We start from the raw sequence: 21,160 nt of genomic DNA on the forward strand, positions 1-21,160 counted from the left end.
TGGTGAAGAGAAGCTGATGCCCTATCCTTATTCTCTAGCTTTTCTAATAGGGGCATAGTATATCTTCATATGGACAGAATTATTATACCAACATAGTATTTTACTGTAATTTCAACCTCTTAAGCTGACGCTTAGGAGGTTTTTTTGTGCAATCAAAATCATGATCAAAATGGAGGAATTATCAAATGGTTCAAGTGACAGAGCTGTTAGATGCCCAGGCAATGAATCGGGCGCTGACGAGAATTGCCCACGAAATCATTGAACGGAATAAAGGAATTGACAACGTGATTTTGGTGGGGATTAAAACTCGCGGTACTCATCTTGCAAGGAGGCTGGCTGAGAAGATTGAAAAAATCGAGGGAAAAAAAGTACGCACTGGGGAGTTAGACATTACATTATACCGAGATGATTTATCGACAAAATTTATCGGTGACGGGCCGAAAGTGCAACAGGTGGATATTGACTATGTTGTAAATGATCAAAAGATTGTCCTTGTAGATGATGTACTTTATACAGGAAGAACGGTGCGGGCCGCTTTGGATGCGGTTATGGATTTAGGCCGCCCTTCACAAATTCAGCTAGCGGTTTTAATCGACCGTGGACATAGGGAACTGCCGATTCGTGCAGATTACGTAGGAAAGAATATTCCGACCTCAAGTTCAGAAAGAATTGTTGTTCAAGTGGCAGAAGTAGATGGAAAAGATCAAGTTACGTTAATGAAAACAAATTAGAAAGTGATTGCGGGGAAACAATATGTCAAATCAAGTAATCGATATTCATGAAAAACCGTCAGGCGGGCAGTTGATTACATTAAGTTTTCAACATATGTTCGCAATGTTTGGATCAACGATTTTAGTGCCACAGCTTGTTGGACTAAGTCCTGCGATTGCACTGTTAACAAGTGGAATTGCAACCATCGTCTTCCTTTTAGTAACACAATTTAAAGTGCCCGCCTACTTAGGTTCATCTTTTGCTTTTATTACGCCGATGTTATTAGTATCTGGCGGGTTGGATCCAGAGGGGGCTGCCGTAAATCCTGGAAATGCAATGATTGGCGCAATGGCAGTCGGACTTGTATACGCAATTGTTTCATTATTAATTTACAAAAGCGGGTATAAGTGGATTATGAGATTATTGCCAGCTGTTGTGGTAGGGCCGGTCATCATGGTAATCGGACTTGGACTAGCTGGAACAGCAGTAGATATGGCAATGAATATTTCTGTGGAACAAGTAAATCCAAATACAGGAGAAACTGAACTGGTTAAACAATATAGCGGTTGGCATTTTTCAGCAGCATTAGTGACATTGTTTGCAGCGATTATTTTCAACGTGTACTTTAAAAATATTTTAAGCGCGATGCCAATTTTGCTTGGATTAGTGGCAGGATACATTTACTCCGCAATCATCGGCATCGTTGATTTTACGAAAGTGAAAGAAGCATCATGGTTTGCTTTGCCAGACTTTTTAATCCCTGGTGTGCATTATGAGTTTCATGTGACTACAAACATCTTGCTCGCAATGGTTCCAATCGTGATTGTAACGATTTCGGAACATATCGGACATCAATTGGTTTTAGGAAAAATCGTTGAACGAAATTACATTAAAGATCCAGGTTTGCACCGTTCAATCCTTGGGGACGGACTAGGAACATTTGTCAGTGCGTTAATCGGTGGTCCTCCAAAAACGACTTACGGTGAAAATATCGGGGTATTAGGAATTACAAGAGTATATTCTGTGTACGTGATTATGGGTGCAGCATGCATCGCCATCTTGCTTTCATTCTTCGGTAAAGCGATGGCTTTAGTGCAAACAATTCCTACTTCAGTACTTGGAGGCATTTCCATTCTGCTATTCGGAATTATCGCTTCCAGCGGTCTTCGAATGATTGTGGACAATAAAGTAGATTTTGGCAAAAACCGGAACATGGTTATAGCTTCAGTTATTTTAGTCGTTGGAATCGGCGGTGCAGCAATCCGCATTTCAGAGGCTTTTTCAATCGAAGGTATGGCACTTGCTGCAATTATTGGTGTAATTTTAAACTTAATCCTTCCTGGAAGGGATAAAAATGTAGAAGAGTTTGACGAATAAACAATTTAATCATCCTTTAAGATTTGTCCAGTGAGGCAAAAAAGGAGACGAATGGCAAGCGCATACTGCATACTTGTCATCCCTCCTAAGCCTTTTAAATAGTGATAGGAGGAAATTGACATGAAAAATTTGCTTTCAATGGAATATTTAACAAATGATGAGATAATGTCGATTATCGAGCGTGCTAGGGAATTTGAACAAGGGGCTGAACCGAAGTTGGACCGCTCCCATTATGTGGCCAATTTATTCTTTGAACCCAGCACTCGAACAAAAACGAGTTTCGAAATGGCGGAACGGAAAATCGGTTGTACAGTGATTCCTTTTGAAGCGGGATTTTCTAGCATGTTAAAAGGGGAAACATTGTACGATACGGTGAAAACTTTAGAAATGATTGGCCTCGATGCAGTGGTCATTCGGGCGAAAGAGGATGAATATTATCGCGAACTGCTTGAAGGAATTAATGTCTCTGTCATCAATGCAGGCGATGGAACAGGCCAGCATCCTTCCCAAAGTTTGCTGGATTTATACACGATTTATAAAGAATTCGAACGATTTGATGGACTGACGGTGACGATAGTTGGGGATATTGCCCATAGCCGCGTGGCAAAATCCGATGCCATTGCATTACGGAGGCTTGGTGTGAATGTCAATTTCCTTTGTCCTCCAGAGTGGGCTGGCAATTTTGAGGCGCAGTATTCTTGGGATGGGATTCTTGAAGAAAGTGATGTCATTATGCTGCTCCGCATTCAACATGAACGACATGATGTGCCGTTTTCAAAAGAACTTTATCATCAACAATATGGATTAACGGTTGAACGTGAAAAACAAATGAAAGAACATGCTATCATCATGCATCCTGCACCGGTGAACCGAGATGTGGAGATTGCTTCAGAATTAGTGGAATGCAAGCGTTCAAGAATTTTCCATCAAATACACAATGGCGTATTTGTTCGAATGGCAATTCTGGAAACAATATTGAAGGAGAGATAACAGTGGCAACATTTATCGAAAATATCAAAATGTTAAATGAACAAGGGAAATTGATTGAAACAACAATTACCATTGACGGTGGAAAAATTGCTGTCATCGGTGGATCCAAGCCAGAAGGAGCACAAGTGATTGATGGAAAAGGTAATTTCGTATCCCCAGGGTTTGTAGATGTGCATGTTCATTTACGGGAGCCGGGATTTGAGCATAAAGAAACGATTGCCACAGGAACTCGCTCTGCGGCAAGAGGCGGATTTACAACAATTTGTGCGATGCCAAATACAAAACCTGTACCAGACTCTGTGAAAAACCTTGAATATGTGAAAGGATTAATTCAAAAAAGCGCTGTTGTCCGAGTACTTCCTTATGGTTCCCTTACAATGGATGAAAAAGGAGAAAAGCGCACTAATATCGCAGAACTAAAAGCCCATGGTGCCGTTGCTTTTTCAGATGATGGGGTGGGTGTCCAACTGGCCTCAACTATGTACGAGCAAATGCTGGATGCGGCAAAGGTTGGCGCAGTCGTTGTTGCACACTGTGAAGATAATTCTTTAATTTACGGCGGCGTCATGCACGAAGGAAAACGCAATAAAGAACTTGGGCTTCCAGGCATTCCAAGCATTTGTGAATCGGTGCAAATCGCGCGGGACGTTTTGCTTGCCGAAGCTGCCGGTGCAAGATATCATGTATGCCATGTTTCCACGAAAGAATCCGTCCGTACGGTAAGGGATGCGAAAAAAGCAGGGATTCGCGTGACGGCTGAAGTTTGCCCACACCATTTGCTGCTTGAAGAAATGGATATTCCAAGCGATGATGCCAACTGGAAAATGAATCCGCCGTTGCGCTCATCAGAAGATCAAAAAGCATTAATCGAGGGATTGCTGGATGGCACAATTGATTGCATCGCCACAGACCACGCACCACATACCCAGGAAGAAAAATGCTGCGGCATGGTGGGTGCGCCGTTCGGAATTGTCGGTTTTGAGACAGCTTTTCCTCTTCTCTTTACAAAATTTGTCGAAACTGGCATCTTTACTTTAAAGCAATTAGTGGATTGGATGACGATCAAGCCGGCTGAAATCTTCAATCTTCCATATGGAAAAATTGAGGTAGGAGCTTCTGCGGATTTGACAATCATTGATTTTAATAAAGAAAAAACAATTGATGCCAATGAATTTTATTCAAAAGGCCGCAATACACCATTCAATGGCTGGAAGGCAAAAGGCTGGCCGATTATGACAATCTTTGAAGGAAATGTGGTTTATAAGGAGGAAGAATGATGAAAAAGCGTCTCTTAATTTTAGAAGATGGGACAGTATTTGAAGGAGCAGCGTTTGGAAGTGATCGAGCTAGTCAAGGAGAGGTTGTATTTACAACAGGGATGACTGGCTATGAAGAAACGCTTACAGACCCTTCTTTTTACGGTCAAATTGTAACATTCACTTATCCGCTTATCGGCAACTATGGAATTAACAGCGATGATTTTGAATCCATCGCTCCTGTTGTCCGCGGTGTGGTTGTGAGAGAATTAACGAAAATTCCTTCCAATTTCCGCTCAGAAATGACATTGGATGAATATTTAAAAAGTCATGATATTCCTGCAATTGAAGGAATCGATACACGGAAATTAACTCGCATCATCCGTTCAAAAGGTGCTGTACGTGCCATGTTGACTCAAGCGGACGAGGAAGTAAACATAGTTGAAATTGTGAAACGATTAAATGAAACGCCATATTTAAAAAATCATGTACGAGAAGTTTCTTCCAAAATGCCATTTCCAAGTCCGGGCAGAGGAAAACGGGTTGTTCTTATGGATTTTGGAATGAAAAAAGGCATTTTGCGGGAGTTAAATAATCGCCATTGCGATGTGCTTGTAGTTCCTTATAATACACCAGCTGAGAAAATTTTAAGCTTCCGTCCAGAAGGAATTTTATTGTCCAATGGACCAGGAAACCCTGCCGATGTGACAGAAGGTATTGAAACAATTAAACAATTAATCGGGAAAGTCCCAATGTTTGGCATTTGTTTAGGACATCAAATCATTGCGCTTGCTTGCGGTGCAAAAAGTTTTAAATTGCCTTTCGGACATCGAGGCGCCAACCATCCGGTGAAAAATCTTCAAACAGGCATCGTTGAAATAACTTCACAAAACCACGGCTATGCCATCGATGCAAACTCATTAGAAGGTACGGATTTAGAAATTACCCATGTTTCATTAAATGATGGTACAATTGAAGGATTAAAACATAAAAAATATCCAGTATTTTCTGTACAATTCCATCCGGAAGCATCACCAGGTCCGGAAGATTCAAACTATTTATTTGATGAATTCATTAAATTAATGGAACAAGCAGGGGAGGAAAAACAACATGCCTAAACGTACTGATATCGAAAGCATTTTAGTGATTGGTTCAGGTCCAATCGTCATTGGACAAGCAGCAGAGTTCGACTATGCCGGCACGCAAGCTTGTCTTGCTTTAAAAGAAGAAGGATATAAAGTAATTCTTATAAACTCAAACCCTGCAACGATTATGACAGATACTCAAATTGCAGACAAAGTTTATATAGAGCCAATTACTTTAGAATTTGTTTCCCGAATTTTAAGAAAAGAAAGACCAGACGCAATATTACCAACTCTCGGCGGACAAACTGGATTAAATATGGCCATTGAGCTTCAAAAATCCGGCATTTTAGATGAATTAGGAATTGAAATTTTAGGAACAAAATTGGAAGCTATCCATAAAGCGGAAGACCGTGAAATGTTCCGCCAATTAATGTATGAATTGGGTGCTCCTGTTCCGGAATCCGATATTGTGCACAGTGTGGCAGAAGCAAAAGCCTTTGTTGAAAAAATCGGCTATCCAGTGATTGTTCGACCAGCCTTTACTTTAGGGGGTACTGGAGGCGGAATTTGCAACAATGAACAAGAGTTGGAAGAAATCGTGTCAAGCGGTTTGAAATACAGCCCAGTAAAACAATGTCTACTTGAAAAATCCATTGCCGGCTATAAAGAAATTGAATTTGAGGTAATGCGCGACTCAAAAAACAATGCGATTGTTGTATGTAGCATGGAAAACGTGGACCCTGTCGGCATCCATACTGGGGATTCCATCGTTGTTGCGCCTGTCCAAACATTAACAGATCGGGAATATCAAATGCTGCGCAAGATCTCATTAGATATAATCCGCGCATTAAAAATCGAAGGTGGATGCAACGTTCAATTAGCCCTTGATCCAAACAGCTTCAACTACTATGTGATTGAAGTGAACCCGCGGGTATCCCGTTCATCTGCTTTAGCATCCAAAGCAACAGGTTACCCAATTGCAAAAATTGCGGCAAAAATTGCGGTTGGTTTAACGTTGGATGAAATTAAAAATCCTGTTACAGGTACTACATATGCAGACTTCGAACCTGCTATCGACTATGTAGTGGCAAAAATCCCGCGCTGGCCATTTGATAAATTTGAATCAGCCAAACGGAATTTAGGTACGCAAATGAAAGCGACAGGGGAAGTAATGGCTTTAGGACGCACGTTTGAAGAAGCCATTTTAAAAGCGGTGCGCTCCCTTGAAACAGGCCACATTCATATTGATTTAAAACATGCGGATGAACATGATGACAACTGGGTGGAAAAACGCATCAAAAAAGCGGGAGATGAACGATTATTCTTCATCGCTGAAGCCATGCGCCGAGGCATTTCGCCTGAACAAATCCACGAATGGTCGCGAATTGATTTATTCTTCTTGTACAAACTGAAAAATATTATCGAAATGGAATCTGAATTGCAAGAAAATAAAATGGATTTAGAAGTTTTAAGAAAAGCGAAACGCATGGGCTTTGCGGACAAGAAAATTGCTGAGCTTTGGGGTATGGACGCAAGAGAAATTTACGAATTGAGAAAAGCAAACGGCATCGTTCCAGTTTATAAAATGGTTGACACTTGCGCTGCAGAGTTTGAATCAGCAACGCCTTATTATTACGGCACGTATGAAGAAGAAAATGAATCCATCGTGAGTGAAAAACCTTCTGTCATTGTGCTTGGTTCCGGTCCAATCCGAATTGGACAAGGCATCGAGTTCGACTATGCTACAGTGCACTCTGTTTGGGCAATTCAAGAAGCAGGTTATGAGGCGATCATTATCAACTCCAACCCTGAAACGGTTTCAACAGACTTCTCGATTTCGGACAAACTTTACTTCGAACCGTTAACAATCGAAGACGTTATGAACATTATCGATTTAGAAAAACCGGTTGGCGTAGTCGTACAATTTGGTGGACAAACTGCCATTAACTTAGCGGATAAATTGGCTGCCCATGGCGTAAAAATCTTAGGTACATCCTTAGAAAACATCGACCGTGCAGAAAACCGCGATTTATTTGAACAAGCATTAAAAGAATTAGAAATTCCACAGCCTGAAGGGGATACGGCGGTTTCATTGGATGAAGCATTAACGATTGCGAAAAGAATCGGCTTCCCAGTATTAGTTCGTCCTTCTTACGTACTTGGCGGCCGTGCAATGGAAATTGTTTATAACGAAGATGAATTGAAACATTATATGGAAAATGCGGTAGAAGCTTCACCAGACCATCCAGTATTAATTGACCGCTACTTAACAGGTAAAGAAGTGGAAGTGGATGCCATTTCCGATGGCGAAAATGTGCTCATCCCTGGAATTATGGAACATATTGAACGCGCAGGGGTGCACTCCGGAGACTCCATTTCCGTATATCCGCCTCAAAGCTTAACAAAAGAACAAATCGATACGATTGTGGATTACACAACACGTTTAGCAAGAGGGTTAAATATTGTGGGATTAATGAACATTCAATACGTCATTTCCGGCGGCAATGTATATGTCATTGAGGTTAACCCACGTGCATCTAGAACAGTGCCATTTTTAAGCAAAATCACAAACATTCCAATGGCCAACGTTGCAACGAAAGTCATTTTAGGCAAATCTATTGTGGATCAATGTTATGAAACTGGCCTTGTGGAACCGAAAAAAGGTGTATATGTAAAAGTGCCGGTATTCAGCTTTGCAAAACTTCGCCGCGTAGACATCACCCTTGGACCTGAAATGAAATCAACAGGGGAAGTTATGGGTAAAGATGAAACATTAGAAAAAGCATTGTATAAAGGTTTAGTTGCTTCTGGTATGAAAATTCAGCCATATGGAACAGTGCTCTTTACGGTGGCAGATAAAGATAAAGAAGAAGCAGTAAGCCTTGCGAAACGTTTCCAAGCTGTCGGCTACCGCATTATGGCGACAGAAGGAACAGCGAAAAAATTTGAAGAGGCTGGCATCCGTACAGAAGTTGTCGAAAAAATTGGCGGCAAAGGCAAAACATTAGTGGATGTTATCCAAAACGGCGAAGCGCAAGTGGTCATCAATACATTAACAAAAGGAAAACGGCCTGCCCGCGACGGTTTCCGCATTCGTCGTGAAGCGGTTGAAAACGGCATTCCTTGCTTGACTTCATTGGATACAGCGAACGCGTTAATTACAGTGATTGAATCCATGACTTTTGCTATTCAAGAAATGCCGAAATCGGAGGTATATGCATGATTCAACAAGAACGCATGACCGTCGTTTGCCAAAGAGAGATTGCGAAAAATATTTTCGAAATGACGCTACAAGGACAAATTGTTCAGGAGATGACTCCTGGACAATTTGTTCATATACGAGTTTCAAATTTGCTCGAACCACTCCTTCGACGTCCAATCAGCATCGCAAGCATTCAAAAAGAGGCAAATGAATTTACCATTATTTATCGTGCTCAAGGAAGAGGAACTAATGTGTTATCCCAAAAACAAATTGGCGATGAAGTGGATGTATTAGGCCCCCTTGGCAATGGGTTCCCGGTTGAAGCGGTTGATAAAGGAGGAACAGCCCTTCTTGTCGGCGGTGGCATCGGTGTTCCCCCTTTATATGAATTGTCCAAACAGTTAAATGCTCGAGGCGTCCGCACCATCCACGTATTAGGCTTCCAAACAGAAGAGTTTGCCTTTTATGAAGAGGAATTTACGCAATTAGGCGAAACCTATTACGTGACGGACGACGGTTCAAAAGGATTTAAAGGATTTGTGACGGATTTATTGGATGAATTACAGCTGGATTTTGATGTCTTTTATTCTTGTGGACCGCTTCCAATGCTCAGGGCCCTTTCATCCATGTATGAAGATAAAAAAGGTTATATTTCATTGGAAGAGCGGATGGGCTGCGGCATTGGTGCATGTTTTGCGTGCATCTGTGAAACGAATGAAGGGCAGGAGAAAAATTACGTGAAAATTTGTTCGGATGGTCCGGTCTTTGAGAAAGGAGTTGTGAAAATATGAATCGTTTAGATATCCAACTCCCTGGTTTAGATTTAAAAAATCCAATTATGCCTGCTTCCGGCTGTTTTGGATTTGGACGTGAATATGCTAAGTTGTACGACCTTTCCCAGTTGGGCGCTATCATGATTAAAGCAACGACTTTAGAGCCTCGTCTTGGAAATCCGACACCTCGCGTAGCGGAAACTCCTGCTGGGATGTTAAATGCGATTGGTTTGCAAAACCCAGGGCTTGAGAAAGTGATGGCGGAAGAATTGCCTTGGCTCGAACGTTTTGATGTGCCAATCATTGCAAATGTGGCAGGTTCAACGACAGAGGATTATGTGGAAGTGGCCCGCCGCATTTCGACTGCGCCCAATGTAAAAGCGTTGGAATTAAATATTTCTTGCCCGAATGTCAAAAAAGGGGGCATTACGTTCGGAACGGATCCGGTCATTGCCCGGGAACTGGTCGAACAAGTAAAGGCCGTTTCTAAAGTGCCGGTATATGTGAAACTTTCTCCGAATGTAACAAGTATTGCAGAAATGGCTCAAGCGGTTGAAATTGCCGGTGCTGACGGCATCACGATGATTAATACCTTGCTTGGCATGCGCCTTGATGAAAAAACAGGAAAACCATTGATTTCCAATGTAACGGGAGGTTTATCTGGTCCAGCCGTTAAACCGGTTGCTTTGCGCATGGTCTATGAAGTATATAAAGCAGTGGATATTCCGATTATCGGCATGGGCGGTGTGTCTTCTGTCCAAGACGTGATTGACTTTATGTCTGTTGGTGCGTCGGCGGTGGCAGTAGGAACGATGAACTTTGTCGACCCATTCATCTGTCCAAAATTAATTGATGAACTTCCGGCGAAATTGGATGAACTTGGAGTGAAACACATGAAAGAAATTATCGGAAGGAGTCACCGCTGATGAATAAACCGATTATTGCTTTAGATTTTCCAGGGGAACAAGAGGTTTTCCAATTTTTGAACCATTTTGAAGAGAAGTTGTTTGTTAAAGTGGGCATGGAGCTGTTTTATCAAGAAGGTCCAGATATCGTTCGAAAAATTAAGGATTTAGGACATGACATTTTTCTCGATTTAAAATTACACGATATTCCGAATACGGTGAAATCCGCTATGAAGGGGCTAGCTCGGTTGGGCGTGGATTTAGTCAATGTCCATGCAGCTGGCGGCAAGCAAATGATGGAAGCAGCTCTTGAAGGGTTAGAGGCAGGAAGTGTTGGGAAAAGACCGTTGCTCATTGCAGTAACCCAGTTGACTTCTACTACGGAAGAACAAATGCAAAAAGAGCAAAAAATTCCTTTAACATTGTTGGAGTCGGTGCTGCATTATGCCCAGCTGACAAAAGAAGCCGGTTTGGATGGCGTCGTTTGTTCGGTTCATGAGGCAAAGCAGATTGCGGAACGTTGCGGGGAAGCATTCCTTCGTGTAACGCCAGGGATTAGACTTTTAGGCGGAGATGCCCATGACCAAAAACGGGTGGCAACCCCTGATTTTGCCCGGGAAAACGGTTCATCTTACATCGTAGTTGGACGGGCAGTGACGAAAGCGGAAAATGTAGTAGAGGCTTATCAAGAAGTATGTCGACTTTGGGAGGGAAAATAATGGCGATCGAAAAAGAAATTGCCCATATCATGTTAAAAGTGGGGGCTGTCGAATTGAACCCGACGGATTTATTCACATGGGCAAGTGGAATTAAATCCCCAATCTATTGCGATACACGGCTTACAATTTCGTATCCAGAAGCAAGAAAACAAATTGCAAATGGATTGGCAGAGAAAATCAAAGAACATTTCCCTGAAACGGAAGTGGTTGCAGGAACAGCCACAGCCGGCATACCCCATGCGGCATGGGTGAGCGACCTGTTGCAGCTGCCGATGGTGTACGTGCGTTCCAAACCAAAAGATCATGGCCGCGGCAATCAAATCGAAGGAAAAATTGAGCCGGGGCAAAAAGTGGTTGTGGTGGAAGATATCATTTCCACTGGCGGTTCATCCTTGACTGCGGTTGAAGCGCTGAGAGAAGCAGGTTGCGAAGTGGTTGGGGTTGTATGTGTTTATACATACAATTTGCCAAAAGCGGAAGAGACATTTGAAAAAGCCGGTGTGAAATATGTAAGCCTAACAAACTTCGATTATTTGATTGAAGCCGCAAAGGAAACCGGCGCAATCAAATCGGAAGATATCCCGTTCCTAAAAAATTGGCATGAAGATTTGAAAGCGGGCAGATTAAAATAAAAATAAAAAGACTCCTGATTCACCGAAGAAATCAGGAGTTTTTTTTGTTATAACAACCCAGGGAACAGAGATGCTATTCTTTTTGCTTCAGCTTTAATACCACTTCTTCATCCGGTGTGACGTAGAGGGTTTTTTGTTCGAAATAAATGACAAAGCCCGGTTTTGCTCCGCTTGGTTTCTTCACATGGCGGATTTGGGTGTAGTCAACGGGAACGGAAGAAGAGTTTCTGGCTTTGCTGAAATATGCGCTTAATATCGCCGCTTCTTTTAAAGTCGTATCATCGGGTTCGCTGGAATGAATCACGACATGAGAGCCAGGAATGTCTTTTGTATGAAGCCAAATATCGGATTTTTTGGCAATCTTAAAAGTTAAATAGTCGTTTTGTTTGTTGTTTTTGCCGACGGAAATCGGGATTCCGGTGGATGATACAAACTTTTCAGGAGCAGGTTTTGCCGGTTTATTTTTTTGTTTATTAGTTCTTTTTTTCAAATATCCTTGTTCCACAAGTTCTTCTCGGATTTCTTCAATATCTGTCGGGCTTGCTTGGTTGACTTGGTTTAATAGCATTTCAAAATATTCAATTTCCTCATTCGTTTTGTCGATTTGTTCCTTCACCCGAATGAGGGCATTTTTGGCTTTATTGTATTTCGTATAGTAGCTTTGGGCGTTTTCAACAGGCGTCTTTCTTTCATCCAATGGAATGGTGATTTCTTCATTATTATAGTAATTGATGACCCTTACTTCCTTCATGCCTTTTTCAAATTGATACAAATTGGCCATTAGCAATTCGCCGAATAATTGATATTGGTCGAGTTTTGATGCCTGCTCCAAATCATTATGTAATTTTTTCAATTTCGTTTTTAGCTTATTGATTTCATTTAGGATGAAGCGCTCCAAATCGCCGGCTTGCTGTTTCACCCGGTCCCTTTCAGCTCGTGCATAAAATACCCGATCGAGAAGGGAACTTAAATCTTCATAATGGGTAATTCGCCCAGATAAATGTGTAATCATGGTTGGCGAAAAATAAGGCTTTCCATCTGCTTCTAAATAAGTTGGCTTGTCGCTCGTTATGATTTCGCCAATAAAGTCGCGGAAAACTTGGGATACATTTCCGTCTTTCATCCGGTGCAATAATTCGTTTGCGTGGAAAGGCGAGAATCCGGCAAAATGCTCCACCACTTCCTGCGGTGTTCTGTCTGCTGAGAAAAATTGTTCAATTTCTTCATCCGAAACATTTTGTGGATTCACTTTTTCCTGCATAGGAGGCTGGACGTACTCAAATCCCGGAAGAACCGTACGATAACTATTGACAGAAGGCGGCAAATGCTTGAGCCCGTCAATGATTTTATTCGTTTCATCTACTAATATTAAATTGCTGTGTCTCCCCATAATTTCAATGATTAGTTTCCTAGAGACCGGATCGCCGATTTCGTTTTTGCTTTCAATATGAAAGGTAATCACCCGTTCAAACCCATCATTTTCAATCCGTGTAATAATGCCCCCTTCAATATGCTTTCGAAGGAGCATGCAAAACATCGGCGGCTCTTGTGGATTATCGATCGATTCTTTTGTTATGTGAACCCGAGCGTAGGAAGGATGGATGGAAAACAAAAGCTTTTCATTTTTGCCCATTGCCCGGATATGCAGTACCACTTCCAGCGCATTTGGTTGATGAACTTTTGAGATTCTTCCGGTTTCAAGTTTTTTCAGTTCATTGATGATTGCTACAGTAAATAATCCATCAAATGCCATACTGGTTCCTCTTTTCTGTTTCAGTGATGTACACTATTTTATCATGTTTCTATCATGCATTCATTCTATACAAATAATGATTCAGGCGTTATAATTTTCTAATCATGTGTTATAATTGGAGCATAGCTTAGGAAAGGTGTGACTAACCTTGGTGCGTAGTATGACTGGTTTTGGCAGAGGTGTCACAACCACGAATGAATATCAATTGACCGTGGAAATTCGCTCGGTCAACCATCGCTTTTTGGAGATTTATACAAAATTCCCGAAAGAATGGCTAGAGTTAGAGCTCGTTGCGAAAAAAATTATAGCCGAGTACGCGAAACGCGGGAAATTTGATTGTTTAATTAACTTAAAATTAACGGGCGAAGAAGTGAAAGATTTTAAAATTAACTGGCCTTTAATTGAAGTGTATAAAAATGCCAAAAATGAACTTCGCCAAATCATTCCAATCGATGAAACTTACTCCATGCAGGAAGTGTTATCTTTAGAAGGGGCGCTTGTTTATGAAAAAAAAGAGTTGACCCCAGATGAGATTGCTGCCAATCTGGAAATGGCGATTCGTGAAGCGATGGAAAAATTAGTCGAAATGCGTGAGCAGGAAGGGCAAGAATTAAAACAAGTATTGCTTCAATTTAACGAAGAGTTAAAAAATCAAGTAAAATTTATTCGCGAACATTCACAAGATGCAGTAAAAAAATACCGTGAAAAATTAACGGAGAGATTAGCTGAAATTGTGAATGTGGAAGAATTGGAAGATCGAATTCTTGCAGAAGTTGCCCTTTTTGCTGATCGAATAGATATATCAGAAGAATTGGATCGATTAGAAAGCCACTTCCACCAATTGGAAAAAACGTTGGAAGAGCCTCATTCCATCGGTCGAAAATTAGATTTTTTGATGCAGGAAATGTTGAGAGAAATCAATACGATTGGATCGAAAAATCAATCAGTGATTATTTCGCCTGTAGTTGTTCAATCCAAAACAATTCTAGAAAAAATGAGAGAACAAGTTCAAAATATTGAATAAAAATGGGAAAGGTAGTATTGAGGGAGAGTATGGCAATAATGGAAAAAGATCGCGGATTATTAATAGTTCTTTCCGGTCCTTCTGGTGTGGGAAAAGGAACAGTGAGAAAAGAGCTATTTAAGCAGCCAAATACCAATTATGAATATTCCATCTCCATTACCACACGGAAACCGCGGGAGGGAGAAGTAGATGGCGTCGATTATTTTTTTAGGACAAGAGAAGAATTTGAAAAATTAATTGAAGAAGGGAAATTGCTAGAATATGCGGAGTTTGTTGGCAATTATTACGGCACTCCCCTCGATTACGTCAATGAAACATTGGATGCTGGCCGTGATGTCTTTTTAGAAATCGAAGTTCAAGGTGCGGCTCAAATTCGTGAAAAAATGCCTGAAGCGCTGTTCATCTTTTTAGCGCCTCCAAGTTTATCGGAGTTGGAAAGACGATTAATAGAACGCGGTACAGAGTCGGAAGAAATCATCAAAAAGCGAATTGAAACAGCAAAAGAAGAACTGGAAATGATGAAATTGTATGATTATGTTGTAGAAAATGATGAAATTCAAAAAGCTTGTGAAAAAATCAATGCGATTATCATGGCGGAACATTGCCGCCGCGACCGCGTAGAAAAAAGATATTTATCGATGTTGAAAGGAGAATGATCCATGTTATATCCATCTATTGATTTACTAAAAGAAAAAGTGGATTCTAAATATTCATTAGTGAGCCTTGCAGCAAAACGCGCCCGTCAAATTCAAGAAATGGGAGAATTAAAATTAAGCAAATATAAATCATTAAAGCCTGTTGGGATGGCGTTGGAAGAAGTGGCTGCAGGCGCACTTCAAATGGAAATTCCTGAAAAAAATAAAGTTTATTCTGATGAACAATAAAAAATGGTTAATGAATCGATGATTAGCTCCCGGAGAAATTTTCTTTGGGAGCTTATCCTTTGAAAGGGTGAAAGTTTGATGAGCCGAAATATTTTGCTTGGAGTATCGGGAGGTATCGCAGTATATAAAGCCGTGGCATTGGTCAGCAAGTTAACGCAGGTTGGCTTTAATGTAAAAGTCATTATGACCGAGTCCGCCATGAAATTTGTGACTCCCCTCTCATTTCAAGTGATGTCCAAAAATGATGTGTATATTGATACATTTGATGAAAAAGACTCTAGTGCCATTGCCCATATCGATTTGGCCGATTGGGCGGATTTAATCATCGTTGCTCCTGCTACAGCGAATATCATTGGGAAGCTGGCAAATGGCATTGCCGATGATATGTTGACTACGACATTACTTGCTGCAACGTGTCCCGTTTGGATTGCCCCAGCGATGAATGTCCATATGTATGACCATCCTGCTGTCAAACGCAATATTGCCCAGCTCGCAAAAGATGGCTATAGCTTTATTGAACCATCGGAAGGGTACTTGGCATGTGGATACGTTGGAAAAGGCCGATTGGAAGAGCCGGAGAAAATTACGGAACTGGTCATTCAATTTTTTGAAAGCGAGTAGGGATCATGAAAATTGCAGAAGTAATTGTTGACGTATCCGCCTATCCGGTTGACCGTCCTTTTGATTATTCCATTCCAGAAGCGTTAGAGGAACTTATTGAATGCGGATGCCGGGTGCAAGTACCTTTTGGGAACCGCAACATTTTAGGGTTTGTTGTGGCCATTAAAAATGAAACGGAAGTGCCTCTTGATAAATTAAAACCCATTTCCACATTGCTCGATATTGAACCGGTATTGACGGGCGAAATGCTGGAACTAGCGAAATGGATGAAACGGGAAACCATCGCCTATGAAATTGATTGCCTGCAAGCAATGATTCCATCGGCGCTTAGGGCAAAATACGAAAAAATGGTGTTGCTTGAGACGGATGTGGAGAATTTGGAGGAAGCACTAAAACCTTTTTTTCAACACTCAACAAAAGTGCCTTATAAAGAATTTGAGAAACATAATTTGCTCATCCCTCTCAAAAAAGGGCTAAGAGAGAAGCACTTATCCATTGAAAACGTCGTCAAGCAAAAGGGGCAAATTAAAGAAATTCGCAAAGTAAAAATTTCAGAGGATCATAAGCAGCTTCAAAAGATTCATGATAACTTATCCAATCGAGCAAAAAAACAAAAACAAATGCTCCTTTGGATGCAGCAGCACGCGGGGGCTATCATAGAACCAGAAGAGATTTATAAAGAGACCGAAAGTTCGCCGCAAGTGCTGCATGCAGTGATGGAGCTGGGGGCAGCACAATTTGTTTTTGAAGAAGTGTATCGGAATCCATTTAAAAAAGAAGTTGAAAAAACCGATTTTTTAACATTGACCGATGAGCAGGAAAAAGCATTGAAAGCGGTTGTCAATGCGATGGACAGCCATTTGCCGGAAACTTTTTTATTACATGGCGTAACAGGAAGCGGAAAAACAGAAATTTATCTCCAAGCCATCCAACATTGCATCCAGCAAGGAAAAGAAGCCATTGTGCTTGTGCCGGAGATTTCCCTTACCCCTCAAATGACGAACCGCTTCCGTTCAAGATTCGGAGAGCAGGTTGCTGTGATGCACAGCGGCCTTTCCGTTGGCGAAAAATATGACGAGTGGCGGAAAGTTCACGAGAAAAAGGTGAAAGTTGTTGTCGGGGCTCGTTCTGCTGTTTTCGCCCCATTTGAAAACGTAGGGCTCATTATATTAGATGAGGAGCATGAATCTTCATATAAACAGGAGGATTCACCAAGGTACCATGCAAGAGATGTAGCGATTTGGAGAAGCAAATATCATCAATGCCCCGTTATTTTAGGAAGCGCTACGCCAAGTTTAGAATCTTATGCCCGGGCAAGAAAAAATGTTTATAAACTGCTGGCGTTAAAAGAGCGGGCCATGAAGCAGCCCCTGCCGAAAGTGGAAATTGTTGATATGCGGGAAGAATTGAAAAAAGGAAACCGTTCCATGTTTTCGGAAAAATTAGTTGAAGGCATAAAAAGCCGATTGGAAAAGAAAGAACAAACCGTCTTGTTCTTAAATCGGCGGGGTTATTCTTCCTTTGTGTTATGCCGGGATTGTGGAACGGTGATGCAATGCGAAAATTGTGATATTTCCTTAACGTACCACCGATATAATGAGCGATTAAAATGCCATTATTGCGGTTTTGAACAGCCTGTGCCAACCATTTGTCCGGAGTGCGGCAGCGACCATATCCGCTATTTTGGGACAGGGACGCAAAAAGTGGAAGAGGAATTGACGAAACTTTTTCCGGAGGCGCGCGTACTTCGCATGGATGTAGATACGACGAAGCGGAAAGGTTCCCACGAAGCGATTTTAGAAGATTTTGGAGCGGGTAAAGCCGATATATTGCTTGGAACGCAAATGATAGCGAAGGGATTGGATTTTCCGAACATCACTTTAGTCGGCGTGTTAAGTGCGGACACGTCTTTGCATTTGCCGGATTTTCGTTCTGCTGAGCGCACGTTCCAGCTGTTGACACAGGTAAGCGGCAGAGCGGGAAGGGCGGAAAAGCCGGGCGAGGTGATTATCCAAACTTATACCCCTGAACATTATGCTATTCAATTTGCAAAAGAGCAGCTATATGAACCCTTTTATGAAAGAGAAATGATGATGCGCCACGCTGCAGATTACCCGCCCTATTATTATATTGCCTTAGTTCAGGTATCCCATGAAGATTTGTTGGTTGCAGCAGATTACGCAAAAAAATGCGCCGACTATCTTCGCTCCAATCTTTCTTTCAACGCTTCGATTATTGGTCCGACGACAGCCGGCATCGTTCGCCTGCAAAATAGATATCGGTATCAATGTCTGATAAAATACAAAATAGAACCAAATTTAATTCCAACATTTTTACAATTAATGAAAATATATCGAACAGAATGGATTAAAAAGGGAATTGTTTTAACAATCGATATAAATCCATCCTTGATTTAGATAGAAAGAGGTTATCAAATGATTAGAGAAATCGTAAAACATCCAGCAGAAATCTTAACGCAAGTCTGCAAAGAAGTTACGGAAATCAATGAGGAAATCATCACATTGCTTGACGATATGTACGAAACGATGGTGGAATATGACGGCATGGGCATTGCCGCTCCGCAAGTCAACGTTCCTCTCCGCATCGCGATTGTGGAATTGGGAGAAGAGCGGACGTTGATTGAAATGATCAATCCGACGGTGATTGAAACATCCGGTTCATCTGTGGATATTGAAGGTTGTTTAAGCTTCCCGGGGCTTTATGGAGAAGTGGAAAGACCATCTTACGTGAAAATTGAAGCCCATGACCGATACGGGCAAGTGTATCAATTAGAAGCGGTGGATTATGATGCCCGTTGTATTTTACATGAAATTGACCATTTAAATGGAATCTTATTTGATTCGAAAATTACGCGGGTTTATACAGAAGAAGAATTGGAAGAAATGTTTGAGGAGGAATAATTAATGACAAAAATCGTCTTTATGGGAACTCCTGATTTTTCAGTGCCGATTTTGCGAATGCTACATGAAGAAGGCTACGAAATTTTAGCGGTGGTAACCCAACCGGACCGCCCTGTTGGACGAAAACGGGTTCTTACTCCTCCTCCTGTTAAAGAAGAAGCCCTTCGTTTAGGGTTAAAAGTGCTTCAACCAGAAAAATTAAAAGGCTCTGAAGAATTGGAAGAAATTTTGCGTTTAAATCCGGATTTAGTTGTAACCGCAGCATTTGGACAAATTTTGCCTAAAGAATTATTGGATGCCCCTCGGTTAGGATGCATCAATGTTCATGCATCCCTTCTTCCAAAATATCGAGGCGGTGCGCCAATCCATCAAGCGATTATGGATGGGGAAGAGAAAACGGGCGTAACGATTATGTATATGGCTGAAAAATTAGATGCAGGGGATATTATTTCCCAAAGAGAAATTCCGATTGAAGAAATGGATCATACAGGTATTTTGTTTGAAAAATTGAGCCTTTTAGGAAGAGACTTATTGAAGGACACTTTACCAAGCATTATTGCCGGAACAAATGCCCGTATTCCGCAGGATGAAAGCAAAGCCACTTTTGCCCACAATATTACAAGGGAACAAGAGCGCATTGATTGGTCCAAAAGCGCTCGGGAAATTTATAATCAAGTGCGCGGACTGCATCCTTGGCCAGTTGCTTATACCACTTATAAAGGAGAAAATATGAAAATATGGTGGGCGAAAATTGGGGATTCCAATGCGAAAGGCCAGCCGGGAGAAGTGGTGAAAATAGCAAAAAACTATTTTGAAGTTGCAACAGGGGAAGGAACCCTTGCAATTCTTGAGTTACAACCTGCAGGGAAAAAACGCATGTCAGCAGAAGACTTTTTGCGCGGCGTAGGTTCAAAATTGCAGATTGGAGAAGTATTTGAATGAGGAAGAAGAAAGAAAATGTCATATGGAATGGGAATGTGAGAGATGCAGCCCTTAGTATTTTGCTTGCTGTTGACAATCACCAAGCCTATTCCAATCTATTATTAAATCAAACCATCAATAAATATGAAATTAAAACAAAAGATCGGGCTTTACTCACAGAATTAACGTACGGAACGTTGCAATATAAATATACATTGGATTATTTTTTGGATCCTTTTATCCGAGGAAAGATCGATACTTGGGTTCGATGGCTTCTTAGATTATCCGTTTATCAAATGGTTTATTTATCCAAAATCCCTGAACATGCCATCGTAAATGAAGCGGTGGAAATTGCCAAAAGAAGAGGGCATAAAGGAATCGCTTCAATGGTAAATGGGATTTTGCGCTCGATTTTGCGGATGGGCATTCCTTCTCTTGAGAAAATCAAAGATTCCATTGAGCGCATCTCCATTGAAACGAGCCACCCACGATGGATAGTGGAAATATTGGTCGACTCATACGGACTTGAAACAACCGTTGAAATGTTAAAAGCCAATAATTTACCGCCAAGACAAACTGTTCGTGTAAATACTTTAAAAGCGACAGTGAAAGAAGCAATCGAACTGCTTTCCGAAGAAGGTATCGAAGCAGAGAAAAGCAAAATAATTCCGCAATGTTTAGTTCTTTTAAACGGACAAGCCTCAAGAACAAAAGCCTTTCAAAATGGTATTATCACCATTCAAGATGAAAGTTCCATGATGCCGGCAATTGTTTTAAATCCAAAGCCTGGAGAAAGAGTATTGGATATGTGTGCTGCCCCTGGAGGCAAAACAACCCATATGGCGGAAATTATGAATAATAAAGGGCAGATTCTTGCAACGGATATCCACCCTCATAAATTAGCTTTAATTGAAGAAAACTGTGAGCGGCTTGGCATCAACATCGTACAAACGGCTCCAATCGATGGAAGGAAAGCAGCGGCAACCATGCAGCCGGAATCTTTTGAAGCCATTCTTGTAGATGCCCCTTGTTCCGGCCTAGGCGTGATTCGCCGAAAACCGGATATCAAATATACGAAGCGGAAAGAGGATTTTGACCGCTTGCAGGAAATTCAATTGGAATTGTTAAATAATGCTGTCCCTTTGTTGAAGCGGGGGGGAAGACTTGTTTACAGCACTTGCACAGTTAGCAAAAAAGAAAATGAGGAAACAGTTGAAGCCTTTCTTGCGTCACATCCAGAAATGAAACTGGCGAAAATAGAACATTTGCCAGAGATACTTCTTGAAAAACAACAGGATGGTATGTTGCAAGTCTTTCCGCAAGACTTTGGAAGCGACGGTTTCTTTGTCGCTTTATTTGAAAAAGTTAAGTAAAAAGGAGAATTCT

The 21,160-nt window shown here is 41.3% G+C and carries 18 protein-coding genes and 1 pseudogene; 18 read left to right on the top strand and 1 reads right to left on the bottom strand.

The annotated features are described in order from the left end of the window. Positions 1-185: 185 nt before the first annotated feature. The 10 genes from pyrR (at position 186) to pyrE (ending at position 11,650) form a co-directional block, all read left to right on the top strand. A complete protein-coding gene (gene pyrR, locus DKZ56_RS06690) occupies positions 186-731 on the top strand; it encodes a bifunctional pyr operon transcriptional regulator/uracil phosphoribosyltransferase PyrR (protein WP_208651956.1) in 546 nt (181 codons plus the stop codon). A 22-nt stretch (positions 732-753) separates the two neighbouring features. Further along, positions 754-2,088, top strand: coding sequence for a solute carrier family 23 protein (locus DKZ56_RS06695; RefSeq protein WP_208651957.1), 1,335 nt, complete (start codon positions 754-756; stop codon positions 2,086-2,088). 120 nt (positions 2,089-2,208) lie between these two features. After that, positions 2,209-3,078, top strand: a complete 870-nt coding sequence (locus tag DKZ56_RS06700) for an aspartate carbamoyltransferase catalytic subunit (protein WP_208651958.1) — start codon at positions 2,209-2,211, stop codon at positions 3,076-3,078. A 2-nt stretch (positions 3,079-3,080) separates the two neighbouring features. Then, on the top strand, positions 3,081-4,355 hold the full coding sequence (locus tag DKZ56_RS06705) for a dihydroorotase (RefSeq protein WP_208651959.1): 1,275 nt from the start codon (positions 3,081-3,083) through the stop codon (positions 4,353-4,355). Next, positions 4,355-5,452 (top strand): carbamoyl phosphate synthase small subunit, encoded by a 1,098-nt coding sequence (locus DKZ56_RS06710; protein ID WP_208651960.1) that lies wholly within the window; start codon positions 4,355-4,357, stop codon positions 5,450-5,452. The genes DKZ56_RS06705 and DKZ56_RS06710 overlap by 1 nt, the downstream gene beginning before the upstream one ends. Then, on the top strand, positions 5,445-8,642 hold the full coding sequence (carB, locus tag DKZ56_RS06715; protein WP_208651961.1) for a carbamoyl-phosphate synthase large subunit: 3,198 nt from the start codon (positions 5,445-5,447) through the stop codon (positions 8,640-8,642). Before DKZ56_RS06710 ends, carB begins: the two co-directional genes overlap by 8 nt. Beyond that, positions 8,639-9,412 (top strand): dihydroorotate dehydrogenase electron transfer subunit, encoded by a 774-nt coding sequence (locus tag DKZ56_RS06720; protein ID WP_208651962.1) that lies wholly within the window; start codon positions 8,639-8,641, stop codon positions 9,410-9,412. Before carB ends, DKZ56_RS06720 begins: the two co-directional genes overlap by 4 nt. Next, positions 9,409-10,320, top strand: coding sequence for a dihydroorotate dehydrogenase (locus DKZ56_RS06725; protein WP_208651963.1), 912 nt, complete (start codon positions 9,409-9,411; stop codon positions 10,318-10,320). Before DKZ56_RS06720 ends, DKZ56_RS06725 begins: the two co-directional genes overlap by 4 nt. Further along, positions 10,317-11,018 carry an orotidine-5'-phosphate decarboxylase gene (pyrF, locus tag DKZ56_RS06730; protein WP_281275703.1) on the top strand — a complete coding sequence of 234 codons (702 nt, stop codon included), beginning with the start codon at positions 10,317-10,319 and terminating at the stop codon, positions 11,016-11,018. Before DKZ56_RS06725 ends, pyrF begins: the two co-directional genes overlap by 4 nt. Then, positions 11,018-11,650, top strand: coding sequence for an orotate phosphoribosyltransferase (gene pyrE / locus DKZ56_RS06735; RefSeq protein WP_208651965.1), 633 nt, complete (start codon positions 11,018-11,020; stop codon positions 11,648-11,650). Before pyrF ends, pyrE begins: the two co-directional genes overlap by 1 nt. Positions 11,651-11,723: 73 nt before the next feature. Here the strand turns inward: pyrE and DKZ56_RS06740 are convergent, their stop codons facing one another. Then, the gene (locus tag DKZ56_RS06740) at positions 11,724-13,403 is read right to left on the bottom strand and encodes an Rqc2 family fibronectin-binding protein (RefSeq protein ID WP_208651966.1); all 1,680 of its coding nucleotides are present in this window, start codon (positions 13,401-13,403) and stop codon (positions 11,724-11,726) included. 148 nt (positions 13,404-13,551) lie between these two features. Between DKZ56_RS06740 and DKZ56_RS06745 the strand changes: the two genes are divergently transcribed. The 8 genes and pseudogenes from DKZ56_RS06745 (at position 13,552) to rsmB (ending at position 21,147) form a co-directional block, all read left to right on the top strand. Further along, on the top strand, positions 13,552-14,427 hold the full coding sequence (locus tag DKZ56_RS06745) for a YicC/YloC family endoribonuclease (RefSeq protein ID WP_208651967.1): 876 nt from the start codon (positions 13,552-13,554) through the stop codon (positions 14,425-14,427). A 38-nt stretch (positions 14,428-14,465) separates the two neighbouring features. Continuing rightward, positions 14,466-15,083 carry a guanylate kinase gene (gene gmk / locus DKZ56_RS06750; protein WP_208652189.1) on the top strand — a complete coding sequence of 206 codons (618 nt, stop codon included), beginning with the start codon at positions 14,466-14,468 and terminating at the stop codon, positions 15,081-15,083. A 3-nt stretch (positions 15,084-15,086) separates the two neighbouring features. Then, positions 15,087-15,311, top strand: a complete 225-nt coding sequence (gene rpoZ / locus DKZ56_RS06755; protein WP_208651968.1) for a DNA-directed RNA polymerase subunit omega — start codon at positions 15,087-15,089, stop codon at positions 15,309-15,311. A 78-nt stretch (positions 15,312-15,389) separates the two neighbouring features. Next, positions 15,390-15,920 (top strand): annotated as a pseudogene (gene coaBC / locus DKZ56_RS06760) (bifunctional phosphopantothenoylcysteine decarboxylase/phosphopantothenate--cysteine ligase CoaBC); the annotation flags it as partial. 17 nt (positions 15,921-15,937) lie between these two features. Further along, on the top strand, positions 15,938-18,349 hold the full coding sequence (priA, locus tag DKZ56_RS06765) for a primosomal protein N' (RefSeq protein ID WP_208651970.1): 2,412 nt from the start codon (positions 15,938-15,940) through the stop codon (positions 18,347-18,349). Positions 18,350-18,367: 18 nt separating this feature from the next. Further along, positions 18,368-18,853, top strand: a complete 486-nt coding sequence (gene def / locus DKZ56_RS06770) for a peptide deformylase (protein WP_208651971.1) — start codon at positions 18,368-18,370, stop codon at positions 18,851-18,853. Between the two features lie 3 nt (positions 18,854-18,856). Then, positions 18,857-19,795: a methionyl-tRNA formyltransferase gene (fmt, locus tag DKZ56_RS06775; protein WP_208651972.1), complete on the top strand. Its 939-nt coding sequence runs from the start codon at positions 18,857-18,859 to the stop codon at positions 19,793-19,795. Next, entirely contained in the window at positions 19,792-21,147 is a 1,356-nt protein-coding gene (gene rsmB, locus DKZ56_RS06780) for a 16S rRNA (cytosine(967)-C(5))-methyltransferase RsmB (RefSeq protein WP_208651973.1), read from the top strand. The genes fmt and rsmB overlap by 4 nt, the downstream gene beginning before the upstream one ends. The last annotated feature ends 13 nt before the right edge of the window (positions 21,148-21,160 follow it).

The organism is Ureibacillus thermophilus (genome assembly GCF_004331915.1).
Lineage (GTDB): Bacteria > Bacillota > Bacilli > Bacillales_A > Planococcaceae > Ureibacillus > Ureibacillus thermophilus.